Source organism: Bacillus sp. FSL W7-1034 (genome assembly GCF_038593365.1).
Classification (GTDB): domain Bacteria; phylum Bacillota; class Bacilli; order Bacillales; family Bacillaceae; genus Bacillus; species Bacillus altitudinis.
On the sequence record NZ_CP151989.1, the window covers coordinates 311407 to 329970 of the forward strand.

General features: G+C 43.2%; 18 protein-coding genes. 14 read left to right on the top strand and 4 right to left on the bottom strand.

Features of this window, described 5'->3' with window-relative positions:
- The first annotated feature begins 9 nt into the window (after nt 1–9).
- The 4 genes from opuAB to NST73_RS01695 all read left to right on the top strand — a co-directional run bounded on the left by opuAB (nt 10) and on the right by NST73_RS01695 (nt 3459).
- A complete protein-coding gene (gene opuAB / locus NST73_RS01680) occupies nt 10–855 on the top strand; it encodes a glycine/proline betaine ABC transporter permease subunit OpuAB (protein ID WP_024718999.1) in 846 nt (281 codons plus the stop codon).
- Nucleotides 855–1736, top strand: coding sequence for a glycine betaine ABC transporter substrate-binding protein (locus NST73_RS01685; protein ID WP_041091220.1), 882 nt, complete (start codon nt 855–857; stop codon nt 1734–1736). The genes opuAB and NST73_RS01685 overlap by 1 nt, the downstream gene beginning before the upstream one ends.
- Nucleotides 1737–1775: 39 nt before the next feature.
- Nucleotides 1776–2651 (top strand): alpha/beta hydrolase, encoded by an 876-nt coding sequence (locus tag NST73_RS01690; RefSeq protein WP_024718997.1) that lies wholly within the window; start codon nt 1776–1778, stop codon nt 2649–2651.
- Nucleotides 2652–2736: 85 nt separating this feature from the next.
- Nucleotides 2737–3459: an SDR family oxidoreductase gene (locus NST73_RS01695; protein WP_058336326.1), complete on the top strand. Its 723-nt coding sequence runs from the start codon at nt 2737–2739 to the stop codon at nt 3457–3459.
- A gap of 47 nt (nt 3460–3506) precedes the next feature.
- Here NST73_RS01695 and NST73_RS01700 read toward each other — a convergent pair whose 3' ends face one another.
- A complete protein-coding gene (locus tag NST73_RS01700) occupies nt 3507–4634 on the bottom strand; it encodes a M20 peptidase aminoacylase family protein (protein ID WP_335350186.1) in 1128 nt (375 codons plus the stop codon).
- Nucleotides 4635–4787: 153 nt separating this feature from the next.
- Here NST73_RS01700 and NST73_RS01705 point away from each other — a divergent pair, with 153 nt between their 5' ends.
- From NST73_RS01705 to NST73_RS01715, 3 genes are all read left to right on the top strand, one after another.
- Complete coding sequence (locus tag NST73_RS01705) at nt 4788–6218, top strand: YfcC family protein (protein ID WP_007498311.1); 1431 nt, start codon at nt 4788–4790, stop codon at nt 6216–6218.
- Nucleotides 6219–6435: 217 nt separating this feature from the next.
- Complete coding sequence (locus NST73_RS01710) at nt 6436–7383, top strand: L-lactate dehydrogenase (protein WP_342499324.1); 948 nt, start codon at nt 6436–6438, stop codon at nt 7381–7383.
- A 43-nt stretch (nt 7384–7426) separates the two neighbouring features.
- Entirely contained in the window at nt 7427–9049 is a 1623-nt protein-coding gene (locus NST73_RS01715; RefSeq protein WP_045034616.1) for an L-lactate permease, read from the top strand.
- Between the two features lie 51 nt (nt 9050–9100).
- Here the strand turns inward: NST73_RS01715 and NST73_RS01720 are convergent, their stop codons facing one another.
- Nucleotides 9101–10090 (bottom strand): LacI family DNA-binding transcriptional regulator, encoded by a 990-nt coding sequence (locus NST73_RS01720; RefSeq protein WP_144679681.1) that lies wholly within the window; start codon nt 10088–10090, stop codon nt 9101–9103.
- A 109-nt stretch (nt 10091–10199) separates the two neighbouring features.
- On the opposite strand from NST73_RS01720, the gene NST73_RS01725 reads away from it, so the two are divergent.
- The 6 genes from NST73_RS01725 (at nt 10200) to NST73_RS01750 (ending at nt 15912) form a co-directional block, all read left to right on the top strand.
- Nucleotides 10200–11525 (top strand): DegT/DnrJ/EryC1/StrS family aminotransferase, encoded by a 1326-nt coding sequence (locus NST73_RS01725; protein WP_326241366.1) that lies wholly within the window; start codon nt 10200–10202, stop codon nt 11523–11525.
- Nucleotides 11500–12366 carry an HAD-IIB family hydrolase gene (locus tag NST73_RS01730; protein ID WP_159145373.1) on the top strand — a complete coding sequence of 289 codons (867 nt, stop codon included), beginning with the start codon at nt 11500–11502 and terminating at the stop codon, nt 12364–12366. The genes NST73_RS01725 and NST73_RS01730 overlap by 26 nt, the downstream gene beginning before the upstream one ends.
- Nucleotides 12363–13409: a Gfo/Idh/MocA family oxidoreductase gene (locus NST73_RS01735; RefSeq protein WP_024718988.1), complete on the top strand. Its 1047-nt coding sequence runs from the start codon at nt 12363–12365 to the stop codon at nt 13407–13409. Before NST73_RS01730 ends, NST73_RS01735 begins: the two co-directional genes overlap by 4 nt.
- Before the next feature lie 57 nt (nt 13410–13466).
- On the top strand, nt 13467–14654 hold the full coding sequence (locus NST73_RS01740) for an MFS transporter (RefSeq protein WP_342499325.1): 1188 nt from the start codon (nt 13467–13469) through the stop codon (nt 14652–14654).
- A 125-nt stretch (nt 14655–14779) separates the two neighbouring features.
- Nucleotides 14780–15409 (top strand): LysE family translocator, encoded by a 630-nt coding sequence (locus NST73_RS01745; protein WP_024718986.1) that lies wholly within the window; start codon nt 14780–14782, stop codon nt 15407–15409.
- Between the two features lie 119 nt (nt 15410–15528).
- Nucleotides 15529–15912, top strand: a complete 384-nt coding sequence (locus NST73_RS01750) for a UPF0715 family protein (protein WP_024718985.1) — start codon at nt 15529–15531, stop codon at nt 15910–15912.
- Here the strand turns inward: NST73_RS01750 and NST73_RS01755 are convergent.
- Complete coding sequence (locus tag NST73_RS01755) at nt 15907–16188, bottom strand: DUF2651 family protein (protein WP_024718984.1); 282 nt, start codon at nt 16186–16188, stop codon at nt 15907–15909. The genes NST73_RS01750 and NST73_RS01755 overlap by 6 nt on opposite strands.
- Before the next feature lie 229 nt (nt 16189–16417).
- Between NST73_RS01755 and NST73_RS01760 the strand changes: the two genes are divergently transcribed.
- Nucleotides 16418–17176, top strand: a complete 759-nt coding sequence (locus NST73_RS01760) for a YqcI/YcgG family protein (RefSeq protein ID WP_024718983.1) — start codon at nt 16418–16420, stop codon at nt 17174–17176.
- Here NST73_RS01760 and NST73_RS01765 read toward each other — a convergent pair.
- Nucleotides 17171–18520 (bottom strand): amino acid permease, encoded by a 1350-nt coding sequence (locus NST73_RS01765; protein WP_024718982.1) that lies wholly within the window; start codon nt 18518–18520, stop codon nt 17171–17173. The two genes, NST73_RS01760 and NST73_RS01765, sit on opposite strands and share 6 nt — an antisense overlap.
- Nucleotides 18521–18564: the final 44 nt, after the last annotated feature.

Genomic DNA, 18564 nt, shown 5'->3' on the forward strand with positions numbered 1-18564 from the left:
ATGTTTAGTATGAGTGATTTACCTAGAATTCCGTTCGCGGATTATATCGATCAATTTGTTGACTGGTTAACATTAACCTTTGGTGGTTTCTTTGATGGCATCACAAATGGATTAGCTGGAACAGTAAATGGTATTGTAGCTGCACTTGGCGTCATTCCATCTATTATTTTAACGCTTATCTTTGCCGGCATTGCTTGGTGGATCAGTACAAGAGGAGTTGCTCTTTTCACACTTATTGGATTCTTACTGATCGACTATTTAGGCTATTGGCAGCCAATGCTGCAAACACTTGCGCTCGTTCTGACAGCTGTGGTCATTTCTATCGTGATCGGGGTTCCGATCGGTATTTGGGCATCACAGAAGGAAACGGTGCGTAAAATTGTCACACCTATTTTAGACTTAATGCAGACAATGCCTGCATTCGTTTATCTTTTACCAGCAATCTTCTTCTTTAACATCGGAGTAGTACCTGGCGTTGTGGCATCGGTTATTTTCTCTATGCCGCCAACGATTCGTATGACCATTCTTGGGATTAAACAAGTACCATCTGATTTAATTGAAGCAACAGAAGCTTTTGGTTCAACGACATTCCAGCGTTTGTTCAAAGTTCAGCTTCCACTTGCTACAAAAACCATCTTAGCTGGGATTAACCAAAGTATCATGCTTGCTCTATCCATGGTCGTCATTGCGGCAATGGTTGGTGCACCAGGACTTGGTTCGGAAGTATATAGTGCAGTAACGCAGCTGAAAACAGGGATTGGTTTTGAAGCTGGTATTGCCATTGTTATCGTAGCGATTACACTGGATCGTATTACACAAAACATTAAAACGAAAAAAACCAGGGGGAATGCTTAATGTGGAAAAAGTCTCTCTACATTGGGATGACCGCCCTGCTTGTCTTTTTACTAGCCGCTTGTGGTGCACAATCAGATTCAAATGCAAGTGCAGCACAGCAAGTGAATAAAACGATTATCGGTATTGATCCGGGTTCAGGTATTATGGCGCTGACGGATCAAGCGAAAAAGGACTACGGTTTAGAGGATTGGACGGTTGTGTCTGCCTCAAGTGCAGCGATGACAGCGACATTGAAGAAATCGTATGACCGTAAAAAACCGATTATCATCACTGGCTGGAATCCTCACTGGATGTTTTCCCGCTACGATTTAAAATATTTAGATGATCCGAAAAAATCATATGGTGAGGAAGAAGAAATTCACACCATTTCACGTAAAGGATTTGCGAAGGATCAGCCGGAAGCAGCCAAAATGCTCAGTCAATTTAAATGGTCTCAAGATGACATGGGCGAAGTGATGCTTGATATTCAGGATGGCGTCAAACCGACGGATGCTGCTGTTAAATATGTGAAAAAGCATAAAGATCAAGTAGCGAAATGGACAAAAGGCGTGAAAAAGTCAAACGGTGACAAAATCAATCTTGCCTACGTTGCGTGGGATAGTGAGATTGCAAGTACCAATGTGGCCGCAGAGGTATTGCGTGAACTTGGCTTTAAAGTGACCTTGACTCAGGTTGAAGCGGGCCCAATGTGGACAGCAATTGCAACCGGAAGTGCTGATGCATCATTATCTGCATGGCTTCCAAATACGCATAAAACGTATGCAGCGAAGTTTAAAGGAAAATATGATGACCTCGGTACAAGTATGAAGGGTCTTCGCATGGGTCTCGTTGTTCCGACTTATATGAAAAACGTCAACTCGATCGAAGATTTGAAAAAATAGCCAATTGTATAACAGTTCCCTTATAATAGAAGGGAGCATATGGAAAAAGCAGTCTGCTCAAAAAGCGACTGCTTTTTCTTATATATAAGGATGGTGGATGAGTTGTCGATGGTGGAAAAACCAATGATGATTTTCCTGCACGGTGGAGGCGTAAGCAGCTGGATGTGGCAGGAGCATATGGAAATATTCAAAGAAACGTATGAATGCTATACCCCTGATTTTATCGGTCACGGGACAAGAGCAAATGAAACGTCGTTTTCCATGCGAGAAAGTGCTTTTGAAATCATTTCATGGATAAAGGAGCATGCACATGGTCGTACAGTCATTCTAATTGGCTTCTCTCTAGGTGCACAGGTAGCCGTTGATGTGTTATCGAGAGAGCCAGACATCGCAGACATCGCCATTATCAATAGCGCCCTTGTGTTGCCATTACCATGGCTCTATTTGATGGTAAGGCCCATTTTACCTCTTACATATCCGTTATTAAAGAAAGATTGGTTCATCCAGCTGCAAGCAGAAAAGATGGGACTTCCAAACGATGTACTGGATCATTATGCAGCGGATTCCAAACAATTGCAGAAGAAGACGCTGCTTACGATGTTTCAAGAAAATCTTCATTACAAGCTCCCTGAGACGTTTCAACAAGCGAAGGCACGGATTCTTGTGACAGTGGGAGAAAAGGAAAAGAGCATTATGACTAGGTCAGCAGAAAAAATCACGAATGCACACCCGAATGCAGCCGGGTTCATCGTTCCTGACATTGGACATACGTTTACTTTTGAAAAGAAAGAACTTTTTGTCGACATGATCAAAAGCTTTATAGAAGAGCGTGCGTTACCAGCGGAATTAAAGGAAATAAGGAAGCTAGGCCATTTAGAAAGTGAAGATGAGCATAAAAGGGGCAGGCATGTATAAGACATTGTATGATATAGGTATAAAACGCTTACAGATGAATGGGTATATGGATGGAAGCTTGTAAGTGAGCCATGAAGGAGGAAGCATGAGTAAAAACTATATCATATTTGGTGCGAGTCAAGGATTAGGGGATGCCTTTGTAAAAGGTCTTCCTTCAAGTGGAGATACAGTATGGATTGTGTCACGAAGTGAACCAAGCAGTTTGAACATAGACGATGGAGTGCGTAGAATTTGGCTGAAGATCGATTTATCAAGCCAAACTCATATCCCTTTTATGCTCGAAGCATTGAAGGATCAGACAATTGATGTACTCATTTATAACGTCGGTTTATGGGAGAAACGCGGCTTTGAAGATGATTATTCTTTCGATCTTGATCAACCGGAGGATATCGCTCATTTAATCAATGTGAACGTTACCTCAACGATTACCTACATCCAAGCTCTGCTTCCGCACGTAAGGACATCTGAGAATGGAAAGATCATCGTCATTGGTTCTACTGCGGGACTTGACCATACGAATTTGTCTCAGGTTTCTTTTGTTGCTTCTAAATTTGGGCTTCGTGGTATTGTGAACGCACTAAGAGAGCACGTAAGGAAAGATAAAATATCCGTTACCTGTATCAATCCAGGAGAGTTGGCGGCAGAAGTTCCGTACGAAGATGGCGCTGAAAAAGCCATTGCTCTGTATGATGAAACGAGAATACCTGTACAAGATATTGTCGAGCTGGCGAGATGTGTCATTCATCTATCCAGGGTGTCCTGTGTGAAAGAAATCAATGTACCGGCAATGACAGATGTGAATGCGTAAAATAAAGGAGGCCACCCGCTTCAGGAAAGACGGGTGGTTTTTTTATTTTACGATGAATGCTGCTGAAGTGTTTCGTATACAGCTTCCGTCAAAATCTCAATGCCGGTCAAAATCGCAGAGCGATCGAATGTCATATAAGGGTGATGAAGCCCAGGTTTTAAATCACAGCCTAAACCGAGCATCGTCGATTTAATATGAGGAAGCTTTGCTGCATAAAAATGAAAGTCCTCTCCGCCTGTCGTCACGATCGGTGGATCGAGCTGTTCTTTGCCTAGCACTTGCTCTATAGCATGTGACATGATCTCCACAGCTTCTTCATTTAATGTCGCAGCTGGAAGACGATGATCAGTTGAAAGTGTGATAGAGGCGCCAAAAGCATCCGCTACAGAATGGCATGCTCTTTCAATTTCCTTTTCTAATTCATCCATCACTTCGTTTGTCTGTGCCCGAACGTCGAGTGTAAAAGAGGCCTTGCCAGGTATGATGTTGGAGCTGCCGCCGCCTGCATTTAAATTGGTCATTTTCACAGAATGGGCGACTCGTGGATCGACATGGATATGCGCCAGTCTCTGCACAAGCGTAGATGCAACTTCGATGACGTTGACCCCAAGGTGCGGGCGTGCACCGTGTGCTTCCTCCCCTAGAATGGTCCCGACGTAATGATTACTTGATCCGTGCAAAATGGCAGGAGCGCAGCGTCCGTTTAAGGTTTCTTGAATTGGGCGCACATGCACCCCGTATAAATAATCGACGTCAGCTAACACACCTTTTTCGATCATCTTTAAAGCGCCGCCGCCTCTTTCTTCGGCAGGCTGAAAAATGAATCGGATCGTGCCACTTGGAAGTTCTTTTTCTTTCAATGCCATGAATGTCCCAAGTGCCATCGTCATATGTGCATCGTGTCCGCATGAATGGTTGGCTTGAAAAACGCCATCTACTTCCTGCCACAGTGCGTCAATATCGGCTCTCACAGCAACCACTGGTGCGCCTTCCCCAATTTCACCGATTACCCCTGTACAGTCTTCAAATGTTCTCGTTTTACAGCCTAATTTCTTTAATAGAGCTTCAATATAAGCTGTCGTATTTGTCTCTTCCCAGCTGATTTCTGGATGGGTGTGCAGATGTTCAAAGATGTCTGTCACGGTTTGTTTCATCTCGTTTGTCAAAGTTGTCATGAGAAGCCTCCTTGCTGACAGATAATCTGCCAAAACATTCTTTTAGTGAAATAATATTGATCTTAAATATCATCAGTGTTTATAATATAACACATCATTTGATTATTCAGAAAATTAAGTGAAATTCCGATCGGGACAAAGGGGTTTTGACAGATGAAAACAGCAACAGTATCAGCACCTGAGAAACAAAAAAGAAAACTTCAGATGCCGGATGCGTATGTACTCTTATTTATGATTGCTTTAATTTGTACGATCGCAACGTATTTTGTACCAGCCGGTGAATTTGATCGGAAAACGTCAGGAGAGATCACAACAGCTGTTCCTGGCAGTTATCACCGTATTGATCAATCACCAGTTAGTCCGGTTGGTTTTTTTACAGCGATTCAAGAAGGGATGGTTGGTTCATCCTCTATTATTTTTCTGATTCTTTTTACTGGCGGAACCATTGCAATTTTGGAAAAGACAGGTGCCATTAACGGGATGATTCACAATGTCATCAGCCGGTTCCAAACGAAACAGCTGTTGTTTATTTGTATTGTTGGCGGATTGTTTTCTGTACTTGGGACGACCGGAATTGTGGTGAACTCAGTCATTGGTTTTATTCCTATTGGGATCATTGTGGCACGTTCTTTAAAGTGGGATGCAGTGGCTGGAGCGGCGGTTATTTACATCGGCTGTTATGCAGGTTTTAACGCAACTATTTTGTCTCCATCTCCATTAGGTTTATCACAAACGATTGCAGAACTGCCGATTTTTTCTGGTATTGGGCTGCGTGTCATCATTTATCTTTGTTTTCTCCTATCTAGTATTGTGTACATCTATTTATATACAAAACGCTTGAAAAATAAAGAAAAGGGAAGCCTGCTTGGTGACGAGTGGTTTCCAGCTAAAGGGTTAGGAGGAGCTGATGCGGAATCTGTGGACAAGCCTGAATTCACCGGTAGACATAAGCTGATTTTAGCGGTGTGCGGTTTGTCGCTTGGGGGTTTTTTATATGGTGCGCTTCAGCTCGGCTGGACCGATAAGGAAATGGCTGGTGTGTTCATTTTCATGGCAATTGCTGCTGGCCTGCTTGGGGGATTAGCTGCCAATGATATTGCAAAAACGTTTATTGTCGGCTGTCAAAGCCTTGTATACGGCGCACTCATTGTCGGCATGGCACGCTGCATTTCAGTCATTTTGGAAAACGGCAAGCTGCTTGATACTGTGGTGAATGGGCTTGCGAGTATGCTGACAGGGTTTAGTCCAATCGCTGGTGCGATCGGCATGTATATCGCCAGTGCGCTCCTTCACTTTTTGATTTCATCAGGATCAGGAGAAGCGGTTGTTTTTATACCGATTCTTGCGCCGCTTGCTGATTTAATGGGTATCACGAGACAAGTAGCGGTAGAAGCAGTGATGCTCGGTGAAGGGGTGGTCAACTGCGTGAATCCGACTTCAGGTGTGTTGATGGCTGTCTTGGCTGCAAGTGGGATTCCTTACGTGAAATGGCTGCGTTTTATGGTACCGCTTGCGCTCATTTGGTTCGTCATCGGCCTTGTCTTTATTTGTATCGGTGTCATGATCAATTGGGGACCTTATTAAATAAGAAAGAAGCTGCCAAAGAGTGTTTGGCGGCTTTTTTCTTATGAGAAAATGTATGGGGACAGCGGTTTAAAACCACAATAAGAGTGTTCACAAAATGGCTACATTATTTTTTTGAGCAATCCCCTTGCAAAAGTTTGTGAAGTATTGCACAATAAGAATGTGAAATACTTCACATATGAAAAACAACCTAGTTTTACTCAGGAGGATGAGATAAATGTCAAACGAAAAAGTAAACAAAGTAGCACTTATTGGAGCAGGTTTTGTCGGTAGCAGTTATGCCTTTACATTAATAAATCAAGCAATCACAGATGAATTGGTAGTCATCGATTTGAATCAAGACAAAGCAATGGGTGACGTCATGGATTTAAACCACGGGAAAGCATTCGCCCCGCATCCTGTGAATACTTGGTATGGAGATTATGAGGATTGTCAGGATGCTGACATTGTATGTATCTGCGCTGGTGCAAACCAAAAGCCAGGTGAAACGAGACTTGATCTTGTTGAGAAAAATTTAAATATATTTAAAGGCATTGTAGACAATGTGATGAAAAGCGGATTCGATGGTATTTTCTTAGTTGCTACGAACCCAGTTGATATTTTGACATATGCGACTTGGAAATTCAGCGGACTGCCAAAAGAACGAGTGATTGGTAGTGGAACAACGCTTGATACGGCAAGATTCAGATACATGCTTAGTGAGTACTTTGAAGCAGCGGCGCACAATGTGCATGCGTACATCATTGGAGAGCATGGGGATACAGAGCTTGCTGTTTGGAGCCATGCGAATATCGGAAGTGTACCGATCACAGAATTAATGAAGAGAAATGACCAATACAAACAAGAAGATTTAGACGACATCATGGAAAATGTCCGTCATGCTGCTTACCAAATCATTGAGAAAAAAGGCGCGACTTATTACGGCGTAGCGATGAGTTTAGCCCGTATTACTAGAGCCATTTTACACAATGAAAACAGCATTTTGACTGTCAGCACTTATTTAGATGGAGAATACGGAGCAGAAGATGTCTACATTGGTGTACCTGCCCTTGTGAACCGAAATGGTGCAACAGAAATTATGGAGCTCGCACTGAACGATACAGAAAAAGAAAAATTCGCACACAGTGTGAATGTGTTAAAAGAAATTTTAGCTCCTCATTTTTAATCAATCAAAGGCAACCTATCTGAGCAGAAAAGGATGAATCACTATGTGGCAGCAAATATATGATCCGTTTGGCAATGAGTTCGTCAGTGCATTGGTGGCCATGCTTCCAATCTTGTTTTTCCTACTAGCATTAACTGTATTTAAGTTAAAAGGGGTATTAGCCGCTTGTTTTACCTTGATCGTCAGTTTTGTAACAGCTGTTTTCTTCTTTCATATGCCAATTGAAAAAGCATTATCTGCTGTGGTGCTCGGTGTATCTAATGGGCTGTGGCCGATTGGATATATCGTCATCATGGCCGTATGGCTCTATAAAATTGCTGTGAAGTCTGGAAAGTTTGATGTCATTCGTTCTAGTATTGCAGGAATTTCTCAAGATCAACGGTTACAGCTCTTATTAATTGGTTTTAGTTTTAACGCATTTTTAGAGGGAGCCGCTGGATTCGGTGTTCCGATTGCGATTAGTGCCGCTCTTTTAACAGAGCTTGGGTTTAAACCACTAAAAGCCGCCATGCTTTGCTTGATTGCAAATGCTGCGTCTGGCGCTTTTGGTGCAGTAGGTATCCCGGTTATTACTGGAGCGCAAATGGGGAATATGACGCCGCTTGAGCTGTCTCAAACCCTTGTGTACACCATTCCGTTTATTTCTTTCTGTATCCCGTTTCTGCTTATTCTCATTGTAGACGGCTTTAAAGGGATCAAAGAAACGCTTCCGGCCTTGCTTGTTGTGAGTGGAAGCTACGCGATTCTGCAGGCTGTTACAATGGTCACGATGGGCCCTGAGCTTGCCAATATTATTTCAGCTTTAGCGAGTATGGGAATTTTGGCTTTATTTCTTCGAAAATGGCAGCCGAAACATATTTATCGTGAAGAAGGGGCACCAGCCATTGAGAAGAAACAAACGTATAGCGGGGTTGAGGTGCTGAAAGCATGGTCTCCGTTTTATATTTTAACTGCCGTCATTACTGTATGGAGCCTACCAGCTTTTAAAGCATTATTTGCTGAAGGAGGACCGCTTAACTGGACAACCATTTTAGTGAAAATGCCGTTTCTGCATCAGCAAATTGTGAAATTACCGCCAATTGCCCAAACAGAAACACCGATTGATGCGATCTTTAAAATTGATGTTATTAGTGCAACAGGTACTGCCATTCTAATTGCAGTGATGCTGACAGGATTGTTCAGCAGACATATTACATTAAAAGAAGGGGCTGCCTGCTTAAATGCAGCGGTCAAAGAGCTTTGGGTCCCTGTTCTTACGATTTGTTTTGTCATGGGCTTTGCCAACTTGGCGAACTTTGCAGGTCTAAGTTCTGCTATCGGACTAGCGCTTGCTAAAACAGGCGATTTATTCCCGCTTGTCAGCCCAGTGCTTGGCTGGATCGGCGTGTTTATTACGGGATCTGTTGTGAGTAACAATGCCTTATTCGGCAACCTTCAAGCAGTCACCGCTTCTCAAATCGGCTCTCAGGCAGGTTTGTTAATCGGGGCAAATACGACCGGTGGTGTGATGGCGAAATTAATTTCTCCACAATCCATTGCCATTGCAACAGCAGCTGTTGGAGAAACAGGTAAAGAATCTGAGCTCTTCCAAAAAACAGTGAAGTACAGCTTCATTTTGCTCGGCATCGTATGTATATGGACATTTATTCTTGCTCAATTTATATAGGTTGATCGATTGATTGAAAAATGGAAGACTGAGAGATTTCTCAGTCTTTTTTTATGTGGATTCTCGTGTGACAAGCCGAGTAGGTAGCTGAATATGTTCACGTTGTAATGGTTTTTGATCTTGGAGCAGCTGAATCATTTGTTTTACAGACTGCTGGCCAAGCTCGACGATGGGGATGTCGATGGTCGTGATCGTTGGAGCTGTCACCTCGCAAATGTCTTGATTGTCATAACCGATTACCGCTAAATCCTTAGGAATGTGATATCCATATGAAATGGCTTGTTTAATGAGGCCTGCTGCCACTTGATCATTGCCGGTGAAAATCGCATCCGGCGCATCCGGCATCCGGTGGATTAAGTCCATCAAACGAAAGCCGTCCTCAATGGTAAAAGCCTCGCCGAACAGCCAATCTTCTTTAAGCGGCAAACCGTGATCAGAAAGCGCATCAAGATAGCCTTGCTTTCTTTGTTTTTGCGCTTCACTGCTTTCTGTATCAAAGCAAAATCCAATGGATGTACGCCCTGATTGAATCAAGTAGTCAACCGCTTTATAAGCAGCTTCCCGCTCATCATATCCGATAATCGGAATGTCTGCTGTTTGATGAAATTCATTTGCCATGACGATCGGGCCGTTTGCTAAAAATGGCTCGATTGTTGCCCACTTATTTTCTAACGCCCCCAATATGACACCATCTACTTCTTTTCTTTTTAATAATTGAAGCCCTTCAAGTTCTGCTGATTCTTGATAAAACGTCTGGAGCACGATGGCTTTATACCCTTGATCCAGTGCTTCTTTTGAAATGCCTTTAATCAATTGTGCAAAAAAAGGATGGTCCACAGCTGGAACAGACACAGCAATGGTTTTTGTCTGATGTGACCGAAGGGTGCGGGCTGCTGAGCTTGGTGTATACTCCATTTCCTTCATCACCTGTAAAATGTGCTGGCGCTTTTCTTCGGATACATATGGATGGTTGTTCAGCACCCGAGAAACAGTGGTCGTTGAAACCCCGCAGCGTTTGGCAATTTCATAAATTGTACACATATTAACAAATCCTTTACACAAAGTTATTGTTCTGAAATCGATAACATCATTTACAATGTGAAACAAGTTAAATATTAACAAATGGAATTGATTAATTGGAGGGAATGGAATGCAAATATTGACGAAGATATCAGGTAAAAGCAAGGATTATCTACCGTTGCTGGATATGATCAATCAAGGTGTTCAAGTAAAGGCTGATTCAGTTGAAAAGAATCTAGCGAATGATAAGCTTGCTGCGTTCCTTGAGCAAGATATTACGCGTACAGGTTTGGAAAAAATTCTCTTCCATTATAAACAAAATAAGGAAAAAAAGATACCGTTCCTGCCGGTCGATAAACTGATTTCAGAGGATGAGATCGATGATATTATGCAGGTGCTGAAAGAAGTATTAAGTTCAGGCCGTTTTACATCAGGCCCTTATATTCCAAAGTTTGAAAAGACGCTCGCAGCATACTTAGGGAAAAAATATGTCATTGCCACATCAAGTGGAACAGATGCCTTGATGATCAGTTTAATATCAGCAGGCGTCCATCCTGGAGATGAGGTCATCCTGCCTGCCAACAGCTTTGCTGCAACAGAAAATGCAGTGCTTGCGATTGGTGCGGTTCCAGTCTATGCCGATATTGATCCAGACACCTACTGCCTAGCGCCGAATGAAATAGAAAAGCATATCACAGATAAGACAGTATGTATTCTTCCGGTTCATTTGTATGGAAAGCAAGCGGATATGAAGGCCATTTCGACGATTGCGAAACGGCATGGTCTATCGATCATTGAGGATGGCTGTCAGGCGATTGGCAGTAGCGGGCTTGGGGAATTTGGGGATGGACTTGTTCTCAGCTTTAATCCTTACAAAAACCTTGGAGTTTGCGGAAAGGCAGGAGCCATCGCGACAAATGATGAAGCCCTAGCCGAAAAATGCATGGAAATCAGCTATCACGGTTTTGAACCAGGAAAGAAAAACGTGAAGCGCAGTGACTATGGCTTTAATTCTAAGATTGATAACTTACAGGCTGCAATCGGGCTAGAACGAATGAAATATTTAGGTTTACAAAACTTTAAACGCTTTTACTTGGCAAAGAGATACATAGATCAGCTGCAAACGCTGGAGGACGAGGGCTATATAAAGCTTCCGAAGCTGACAGAGGATCATGTATGGCATCTATTCCCGATCAGAGTGGTGAAGGGAAGCCGAGATGAGCTGGCAGAGAAATTACTGGAGATGGGCATAGAAACAGATGTCTATTACCCGATTTTATCGCATCAGCATCAAACGAATCTTGTTTCTCAAAAGTATAAACAAACGGCACTTCCACATACGGAAAAAGCCGTACAGCAATTACTCCATTTGCCGCTTTATCCAGGTATGCCGCTGCAAGATCAGGAGAAAGTCATCGAGGGGGTCCATCATGTTATCAAATCTTCCATTCAATAAAAAGCTGGTGCATCAACCACAACATCCGCAGTGGATCGTCTTCTGTGATTTCGATGAGACCTATTATTCTCACGGAATGACCGAGGAGCAGAGAGAGGATGTAAAACGGCTGGAAGCTTTTGTGGCAGAAAAGAGCGAAGCCGGACAGCTCATGCTGGGCTGGGTGACGGGAAGCAGCCTTGATTCTGTTACGAGCAAAATGGAGAAAGGCGGTTTCTATCAATTCCCGCATTTTATTGCGTCGAATTTAGGAACTGAAATCGTGTATACATCAGATGGGAAATTTGGACAGCCGGATGCAGAATGGATGAAACGGCTTGATGCACAGGGCTTTTCAGACGAAAAAATTGAAGATATTCTGCAAGCCGTACGTGAAAAGGGGATCACCCTTAGGCCGCAAACGCAGCTAGGCAGCTCTGGGTATAAAAAGAATTTCTATTATCAGGAGCAGGATGAACGAACAGATCTCCATCATCTATCATTCATCCAAACACTTGCGAAGGAGCGGGGAGTGGAGGTGAACATCAACAAATGCAACCCACTTGCGGGTGACCCTGCGGATTGCTATGACGTTGATTTTTTACCAGTGGGAACAGGAAAGGATGAAATCGTTCGGTTTATGCTGAATCAATATAACCTGTCAAAAGATAAGGGCTTTGCTTTTGGTGATAGTGGGAATGATCTGCGGATGCTTCAATCCGTCACGCACGGCTTTCTTGTCCAAAATGCAACAGCCGAAGCCAAACGGCATCATCATCAAATTTGTCATCATGGGTATGCAAAAGGAATCTATGAAACACTGAAAACAGTGATGTATAAACATGAGGAGGCACATTCATGAAGAAAATTGGAATTGTTGGAGCAGGGAATATTGCAAAAGCACATGCTAGAGCATTATCAACGATCAAAGGTACAGAATTATCTGGGGTCTATGACTTGCACGAATCCGTCGCACAAGGATTTATTAAACAGTACGGTGGACGGGTGTATGCCAGTATCGAAACACTAGCGGATGCATCAGATGGATTGATCATTGCTTCCCCTAACTTCTGTCACAAGGACCATGCCCTTCAGGCGCTTAGAGCAGGACAGCCGATTTTATGCGAAAAACCGATGGCTGTATCGTTAAAAGAAGCGAAGGAAATGGTGGAGACAGCCAAACAGTTCCAGATTCAAGCCAGTATGGGCTTTAACTATCGCTATTTATCCTTTGTGAATATTTTGAAGAACTTGATCGCCAATGGTGAATTAGGACGCGTTTTGACAGTACGGACACATTTTAAGAAAAATAGTGCCCTTAGAAGAAAGACATTTTCGTGGAGAGACAGCGGCGAAAGTCTGCGTACAAGCGGTGCATTAGGAGATTTAGGGATTCATTTGATTGATATGCTGTGGTACTTATTTGGCAGTGAAATGAAAAAAGAATCCCTTAATACGAAGATGCTGACACATGTAAAGGAAAAAGAAGAGAAAAAGGTACAGGTCGATGACCATACCGAAATTTTTGGGCAAATGGAGAATCAAGTGTTCTTTCATTTGGTGACGTCCAAAAGTACGCAGCCGGAGGAATGTGGATTTAGTGTAGAAGTAGTGGGGCATGACAAGGTTTTTAAATACCATACAAACATGAAAAACGAATATGAGATCAGTGATGGCTTGTGTGTAGAGCGTCATCAAATGCCGCAAACATTGCTGACAGATCCACCAAATGAATTTTATGGATGGTCTGATACATTCCGTGATCAGCTGATGCATTGGGTAAATACAAACTCATATCCATCTCATATGAAGGTAGCTGATTTTGAAGATGGTTATCGCGCGCAGGCTGCGCTGAATACGTGCTTCGAGAGGGAAGAGGCTGTCGTCTCTGCCCGCGCATATTAATGAAGAGGTGGAGCGGAGGATATCATGACTCCGCTCCTTTTTAGAGGAAGTGAAAAGATGAAAAAGGTGTTTTATTTTGGCTGTATCTTTTATTTTTTTATTGGGACCATTCATGTGTTTTTTGGCAGTTTAACGCCTTATTTGCTGTCTAGTTATGAGAAGGGTCCTGGGGAATTATCTTCTTTAATCTTCTTTCAGTTTATTGGCTTTTTGACAGGCGTTCTTTTGTCGCCCATTCTTGTGAGGAAAAAAGGCTATGGCGCTGTTCTGACGATGGGATTGCTGCTGATGATTGGAGCGCTTCTTCTTGGCCTTTTGGTGCCAGGCTGGACGATTCTTGTGGTGGCAGGTTTTTTCCTTGGGAGCGGTGCAGGCAGTCTTGAGACGACGGCCGGGGCGTATGTCATTTCAATGGCAAACAGTGCAAAGCGAATCAGCATCATGGAGGTCTTTTTTGGATTAGGTGCGCTATTATTTCCTCTATTGATTCTGCTGACTGTGACAGAGGAAACGTGGCATTATGTGTTTTTATTTGAAGTCGGTGCACTGACTTTTTTCCTTATGCTCTGGCTTACCTTTATGAATAAACTCCCTCGTGGGCGGATGGCGGCTCCTATTCAAGACATGAAGAAACCGTCCTTGCTGTTTGATCGAGGGAATCGAATGATTGTGGTGCTGATGATCTGTTTTGCGTTTTTCTACGCAGGAATTGAAACGAACTTTGCGAACTTTTTACCGTCGATCATGCTAGAAAAAGGGGGAGACAACTGGGGTCTTTTTGCGGTCTCTACTTTTTGGACAGCGATCGTCATTGGCAGAACTGTCATTGCGAGAAAAGCCGATCAGCTGCATCCGCTTCGTTTTTTAAAGTTAAGCGCAGCGCTGATGATTGTGCTGCTCGCCGTATTTGCTCTAGCCACCCACATCGCCGCGCAGCTAATTCTTATCTTTTTCATCGGTCTATGCGCAGCTGGCATGTTCCCCATTGCCTTGACAGCTTCTGCATTAATGATTGAAAATGCCATCGACGAGGCCACGAGTTATTTTATTGCTGCCGCTAGTTTAGGTGGAGCTTGTTTGTCCTTTTTGATTGGGTTTAGCCTTGAGTGGGCAGGTGCGGCAAGCGCCGTCTTTGTTTTCGCCTTTTTAGCTGTTCTCCTTTTTGCGGCTGCCATTCAAATGAATCGATCTCGGAAAAAAGAAACCATACCCACACAGCCGCCGGCGATGAAAGCAGATCGATAAGCAGCTGATCCGGTGGCTCCTCCTTTTGTATAGCTTATCTTCAGAAAAGGTGACGAAGGACTTGTACTAAAACAACGAAAGCGTGAATAACATGTACAAGTCAGCATCAAAAGGAGGACGTCTATGTGGCGGTGTTTTTTGGTTATATCTTTTTAGGGTTGTCACTTTCAGCGCCTGTTGGGCCAGTCAATGCAGCCCAAATCGACAGAGGGATTAAAAGTGGATTTTGGCACGCTTGGATTTTTGGTGTGGGGGCTATGGCTGCGGATATTGTCTATATGCTCCTCATCTATTTTGGTGTCGCCCAGCTTTTGACTGCACCTCTTGTGAAAACCTTTTTGTGGCTGTTCGGCTTTTTCGTTCTAACCTATACCGGTATTGAAAGCCTTCGTAAAATCAATTTGCAGGAAAGTCCAAAGAAGGATGGAGGAAACACGTCGATCGGGCATTCATTCATGACGGGCTTTTTCATTTCTCTTTCCAATCCGCTTAGCATTTTATTTTGGCTTGGAATCTATGGCAGTATTTTAGCCAATACGATCGAAAAGTATGGAGCATCTCAAATGCTGATGTATAGCGTGGCTATTTTTATCGGCATGCTCTTATGGGATTTCTGTATGGCGCTACTCGCCAGTACGTTTAGACGGTATTTAAATGAACGAATGTTGCACGGCTTATCCGTTCTGGCAGGTCTCTCTTTACTTGGCTTCGGTGCCTATTTTGGATATCAAGGGATCATGGCGCTCATTGGATAGAATGGTTGATAAGAAAAAGGGCTAAAATCTAAATCATTTTAGCCCTTTTTCATATTTGACAGAAATAGGACACTCTTCAATCATGATGGAAGATACATAAAATTGAAGGAGTTTTTGCCATGCGTATGTTCCTGCCAGCATTCAACTATGTGTGTATGCTGATTTTGTCTGTGATCACAGCGACATTTGTTTATACCATGTTGTTTGCCCCACCTGAATCCAGATTCAGTTATGTGGAGGTCACCAGTCTTTTCATTTTGATCGCTTATGTCCTATTTGCTACACCTATCCAAATGGTTTTACACCGTCATCCTGAGAAGTTTCGACGCCGTGATTTATTGGTTTATTTTATCGGGGCGTGGGTGGTTTGTACGGCGCTCGCATTATGGATTGATTATGGTGTTGTCGTCTTTATTAGCTACAAAGTTTATCTATTTAGCTTTTGTGCGGCCTTTATTTATTGGCTGCTTGATTCCGTCTTTTTAAAGAAGAAACAATCATAAAGGCTTTTCCCGTTTTTTCTCTTGAACATGAACGTGTATGACCTTCGAGAGTCCGCTTGATACAAAAGCAAGAGCCGTCATCAGAAGGACCCAATATAGATTGCTAAGGTCAAATCCAGTATAAGCGAAGATGAAAATCATCGAAATCACGGACGTTAATATGAGGACAGGCCATATCCGTTTAAATAGCAGATAACCAACAAATCCCCAAAGGAAAGCCATCACTGGTAGTGTAAATAAGATCAGATACATCGGATGGAGAAAAAGAAGACGCATGTCATTCACCCATTTCTTTTATAATGACCAACTCTATTAGATAGAGGCGGCTAAATGATGATATGCAGAAGCATACTCATACATGATTAGATAAATGGAAGTGAATTCCTGCTTCATCCGGCAAATCAATCACCTTGTGAATGTCCAGTGAAAGTCGTTGAAGGACAGTCACCACAGCTTTTTCCTCCTCATAGGCTATGGAGAAGACGCTAAAACGAGGTGGAAGAAAATGGCCCAGCTGTATGCAAAAAGTTGCCTTGATCAAAATCTACGATCACTGGAAGAATGGAAGCAGGATGCCTTCACGCAGTTTGGAGAGATGGTAGGGGATGAGGCAGATACATTTCCGTGTGTACCAGGCAGACAAGGATTTTTTCTCGATCATTTACGCTATGGATTTGTCGGTGATCCGCGGGGAGAAGAGGCCGTGAATGAATTAGCAGAGCTTTTAAGGGAATACCAAAGCTGCTCTAGGGAAACCGGTCAATATGCTTCGTTCATTTGCTTTTTTGAAACACCGCAGGATATGAAGGAGTATTCGCTCGAAGAGTATGAGGAGCAGTTTTGGTCGGTTGTTCAGCAATTACATCAAAAGGATGAAATGAAATGGCCAGAGGAAATTCCATCAGATCCTGAAAATCATGAATGGGAATTTTGTTTTCATGGGGAGCCTTATTTTATTTTATGCGCGACACCAGCGCATAAGCTAAGAAAAAGTCGTCACTTTCCTTATGTGATGTGGGCCTTTCAACCAAGGTGGGTGTTTGAAAAGATGAACGGTTCCACCACATTTGGTCAAAAAATGAGTAAACTCGTTCGGAAGAGGCTGAAGGCGTATGATCAAGTAGATGTACACCCAGCATTAAAATGGTATGGGGATCAGAAAAATTTAGAATGGAAACAATATTTTCTCTCAGATGATGAGGCGGAGAAACCAGCCTCCGCCAAATGTCCATTTACTGCTTTAAAAAACATGATGAAATTATGATGCGGCCTGATCCTGTTTCCACTTTTTTCTCATAAAGAGTACCATGATGCCAATCACGGCGATGATCCCAAGGCTTATAAAAAAGCCGGGTCGTCCGCTTGCCTCTGTCAGAGTGCCTGTAACGGCCGCACCGATTAAGAGCAGGGCAAGAACCGTTTCACACGTTTGACGAGTAGATGGTTTTGACAGCTTTTTGCTCGAAAGCAGAATAAACACCCATGTGTATAAAAGAGTTAAACCGGCTGCTGTTGTGAGATGCTCATATATGTGTTTGGACAAAAAGAGTGCCAGCAAAATCGAGACAATCAATCCAGCAGCAGTTAACAAAATCGAAGACCATCTGACATGAGATGGTTCTTTTTGTTTAAAACAAGCAGGTGCATCGTGATGTTCCGACATCGTGCCAAGCAGCGTCGTGACCGCATAGAGGGAGGCAACCAATGTGGAAAACCCGGCAATAATGAAAATGCCATTAAAAATATGAAGAAAAATGGATAAATGAAATGGCTCCAGTGATGTAATGAATGGACTGCTATTCTCGTTAAAGGCTGTCACTGGAACAAGCAAAAGCGCAAGGCCGATGGAGACGATATAAATGACAGCAAGAATGATCAGCATCACACGTCCAGATTTTGCGGCGTCTTTCGGGTCTTTTAAATGAACCGCCATCAGCCCCATGACTTCAATTCCCCCGAAAGCATAAAACGCATAAATCAGCCCATTCCATAAACCGAGCGGACCGAGCGGCATCCATTCATGGTCTTTATTTGGCAGGTGGAGGGTGGGCCTATGCTCTGTGAGAATGCCGCATAAAACAAGAACGGCAAGGACGACAAACAATAGGATCGCCCCGGTTTTCAGCACGGCAAGGACATTTTCCGTCTTTTGAAAAGAAGAGAGCCCAATGATAATCACAAGCAGGGCAAGAGCGGAATAAATCGCTGAAAATACCCAAAGTGGAATGGATGGAAACCAGTGACGAGTAAAAAGAGAAATCGCCGTCAGCTGACTACCTGTAATCAGCATTTCTGAAAACCAATACACCCAGCCATTACTAAAACCCGCCCAGCGCCCATAGGCTTTTCGGGCATAGGAACAAAATGATCCCTTATCTGGGTTCTCGGCTGTCATCGCAGCCAGGTGTTTAAAGACGAGATATGTGCCGACTGCCGCAAGCAAAAATGAAATGCAGACGGAATAACCGGATTTTGTAATAGCGATGCTGGAACCAAGGAAGAAACCAGTGCCGATTGTACAGCCGACTCCGATAAGAGAAAGCTGCCACCAAGATAAAGATTGTTCTTCTTTCAATGCATGTGCAACACCTTTCTGATTCAATAGCATTAGCTTGTGACCGCCTCTTTTTTTTATACATGATCAAGAGGACG

What these genes read in the sequence shown, in the direction of transcription:
- opuAB (WP_024718999.1), top strand. Translation starts at nt 10, where the DNA reads ATGAGTGATTTACCTAGAATTCCGTTCGCGGATTATATCGATCAATTT.
- NST73_RS01685 (WP_041091220.1), top strand. Translation starts at nt 855, where the DNA reads ATGTGGAAAAAGTCTCTCTACATTGGGATGACCGCCCTGCTTGTCTTT.
- NST73_RS01690 (WP_024718997.1), top strand. Translation starts at nt 1,776, where the DNA reads ATGGAAAAAGCAGTCTGCTCAAAAAGCGACTGCTTTTTCTTATATATA.
- NST73_RS01695 (WP_058336326.1), top strand. Translation starts at nt 2,737, where the DNA reads ATGAGTAAAAACTATATCATATTTGGTGCGAGTCAAGGATTAGGGGAT.
- NST73_RS01700 (WP_335350186.1), bottom strand. Translation starts at nt 4,634, where the DNA reads ATGACAACTTTGACAAACGAGATGAAACAAACCGTGACAGACATCTTT.
- NST73_RS01705 (WP_007498311.1), top strand. Translation starts at nt 4,788, where the DNA reads ATGAAAACAGCAACAGTATCAGCACCTGAGAAACAAAAAAGAAAACTT.
- NST73_RS01710 (WP_342499324.1), top strand. Translation starts at nt 6,436, where the DNA reads ATGTCAAACGAAAAAGTAAACAAAGTAGCACTTATTGGAGCAGGTTTT.
- NST73_RS01715 (WP_045034616.1), top strand. Translation starts at nt 7,427, where the DNA reads ATGTGGCAGCAAATATATGATCCGTTTGGCAATGAGTTCGTCAGTGCA.
- NST73_RS01720 (WP_144679681.1), bottom strand. Translation starts at nt 10,090, where the DNA reads ATGTGTACAATTTATGAAATTGCCAAACGCTGCGGGGTTTCAACGACC.
- NST73_RS01725 (WP_326241366.1), top strand. Translation starts at nt 10,200, where the DNA reads ATGCAAATATTGACGAAGATATCAGGTAAAAGCAAGGATTATCTACCG.
- NST73_RS01730 (WP_159145373.1), top strand. Translation starts at nt 11,500, where the DNA reads ATGTTATCAAATCTTCCATTCAATAAAAAGCTGGTGCATCAACCACAA.
- NST73_RS01735 (WP_024718988.1), top strand. Translation starts at nt 12,363, where the DNA reads ATGAAGAAAATTGGAATTGTTGGAGCAGGGAATATTGCAAAAGCACAT.
- NST73_RS01740 (WP_342499325.1), top strand. Translation starts at nt 13,467, where the DNA reads ATGAAAAAGGTGTTTTATTTTGGCTGTATCTTTTATTTTTTTATTGGG.
- NST73_RS01750 (WP_024718985.1), top strand. Translation starts at nt 15,529, where the DNA reads ATGCGTATGTTCCTGCCAGCATTCAACTATGTGTGTATGCTGATTTTG.
- NST73_RS01755 (WP_024718984.1), bottom strand. Translation starts at nt 16,188, where the DNA reads ATGCGTCTTCTTTTTCTCCATCCGATGTATCTGATCTTATTTACACTA.
- NST73_RS01760 (WP_024718983.1), top strand. Translation starts at nt 16,418, where the DNA reads ATGGCCCAGCTGTATGCAAAAAGTTGCCTTGATCAAAATCTACGATCA.
- NST73_RS01765 (WP_024718982.1), bottom strand. Translation starts at nt 18,520, where the DNA reads ATGCTATTGAATCAGAAAGGTGTTGCACATGCATTGAAAGAAGAACAA.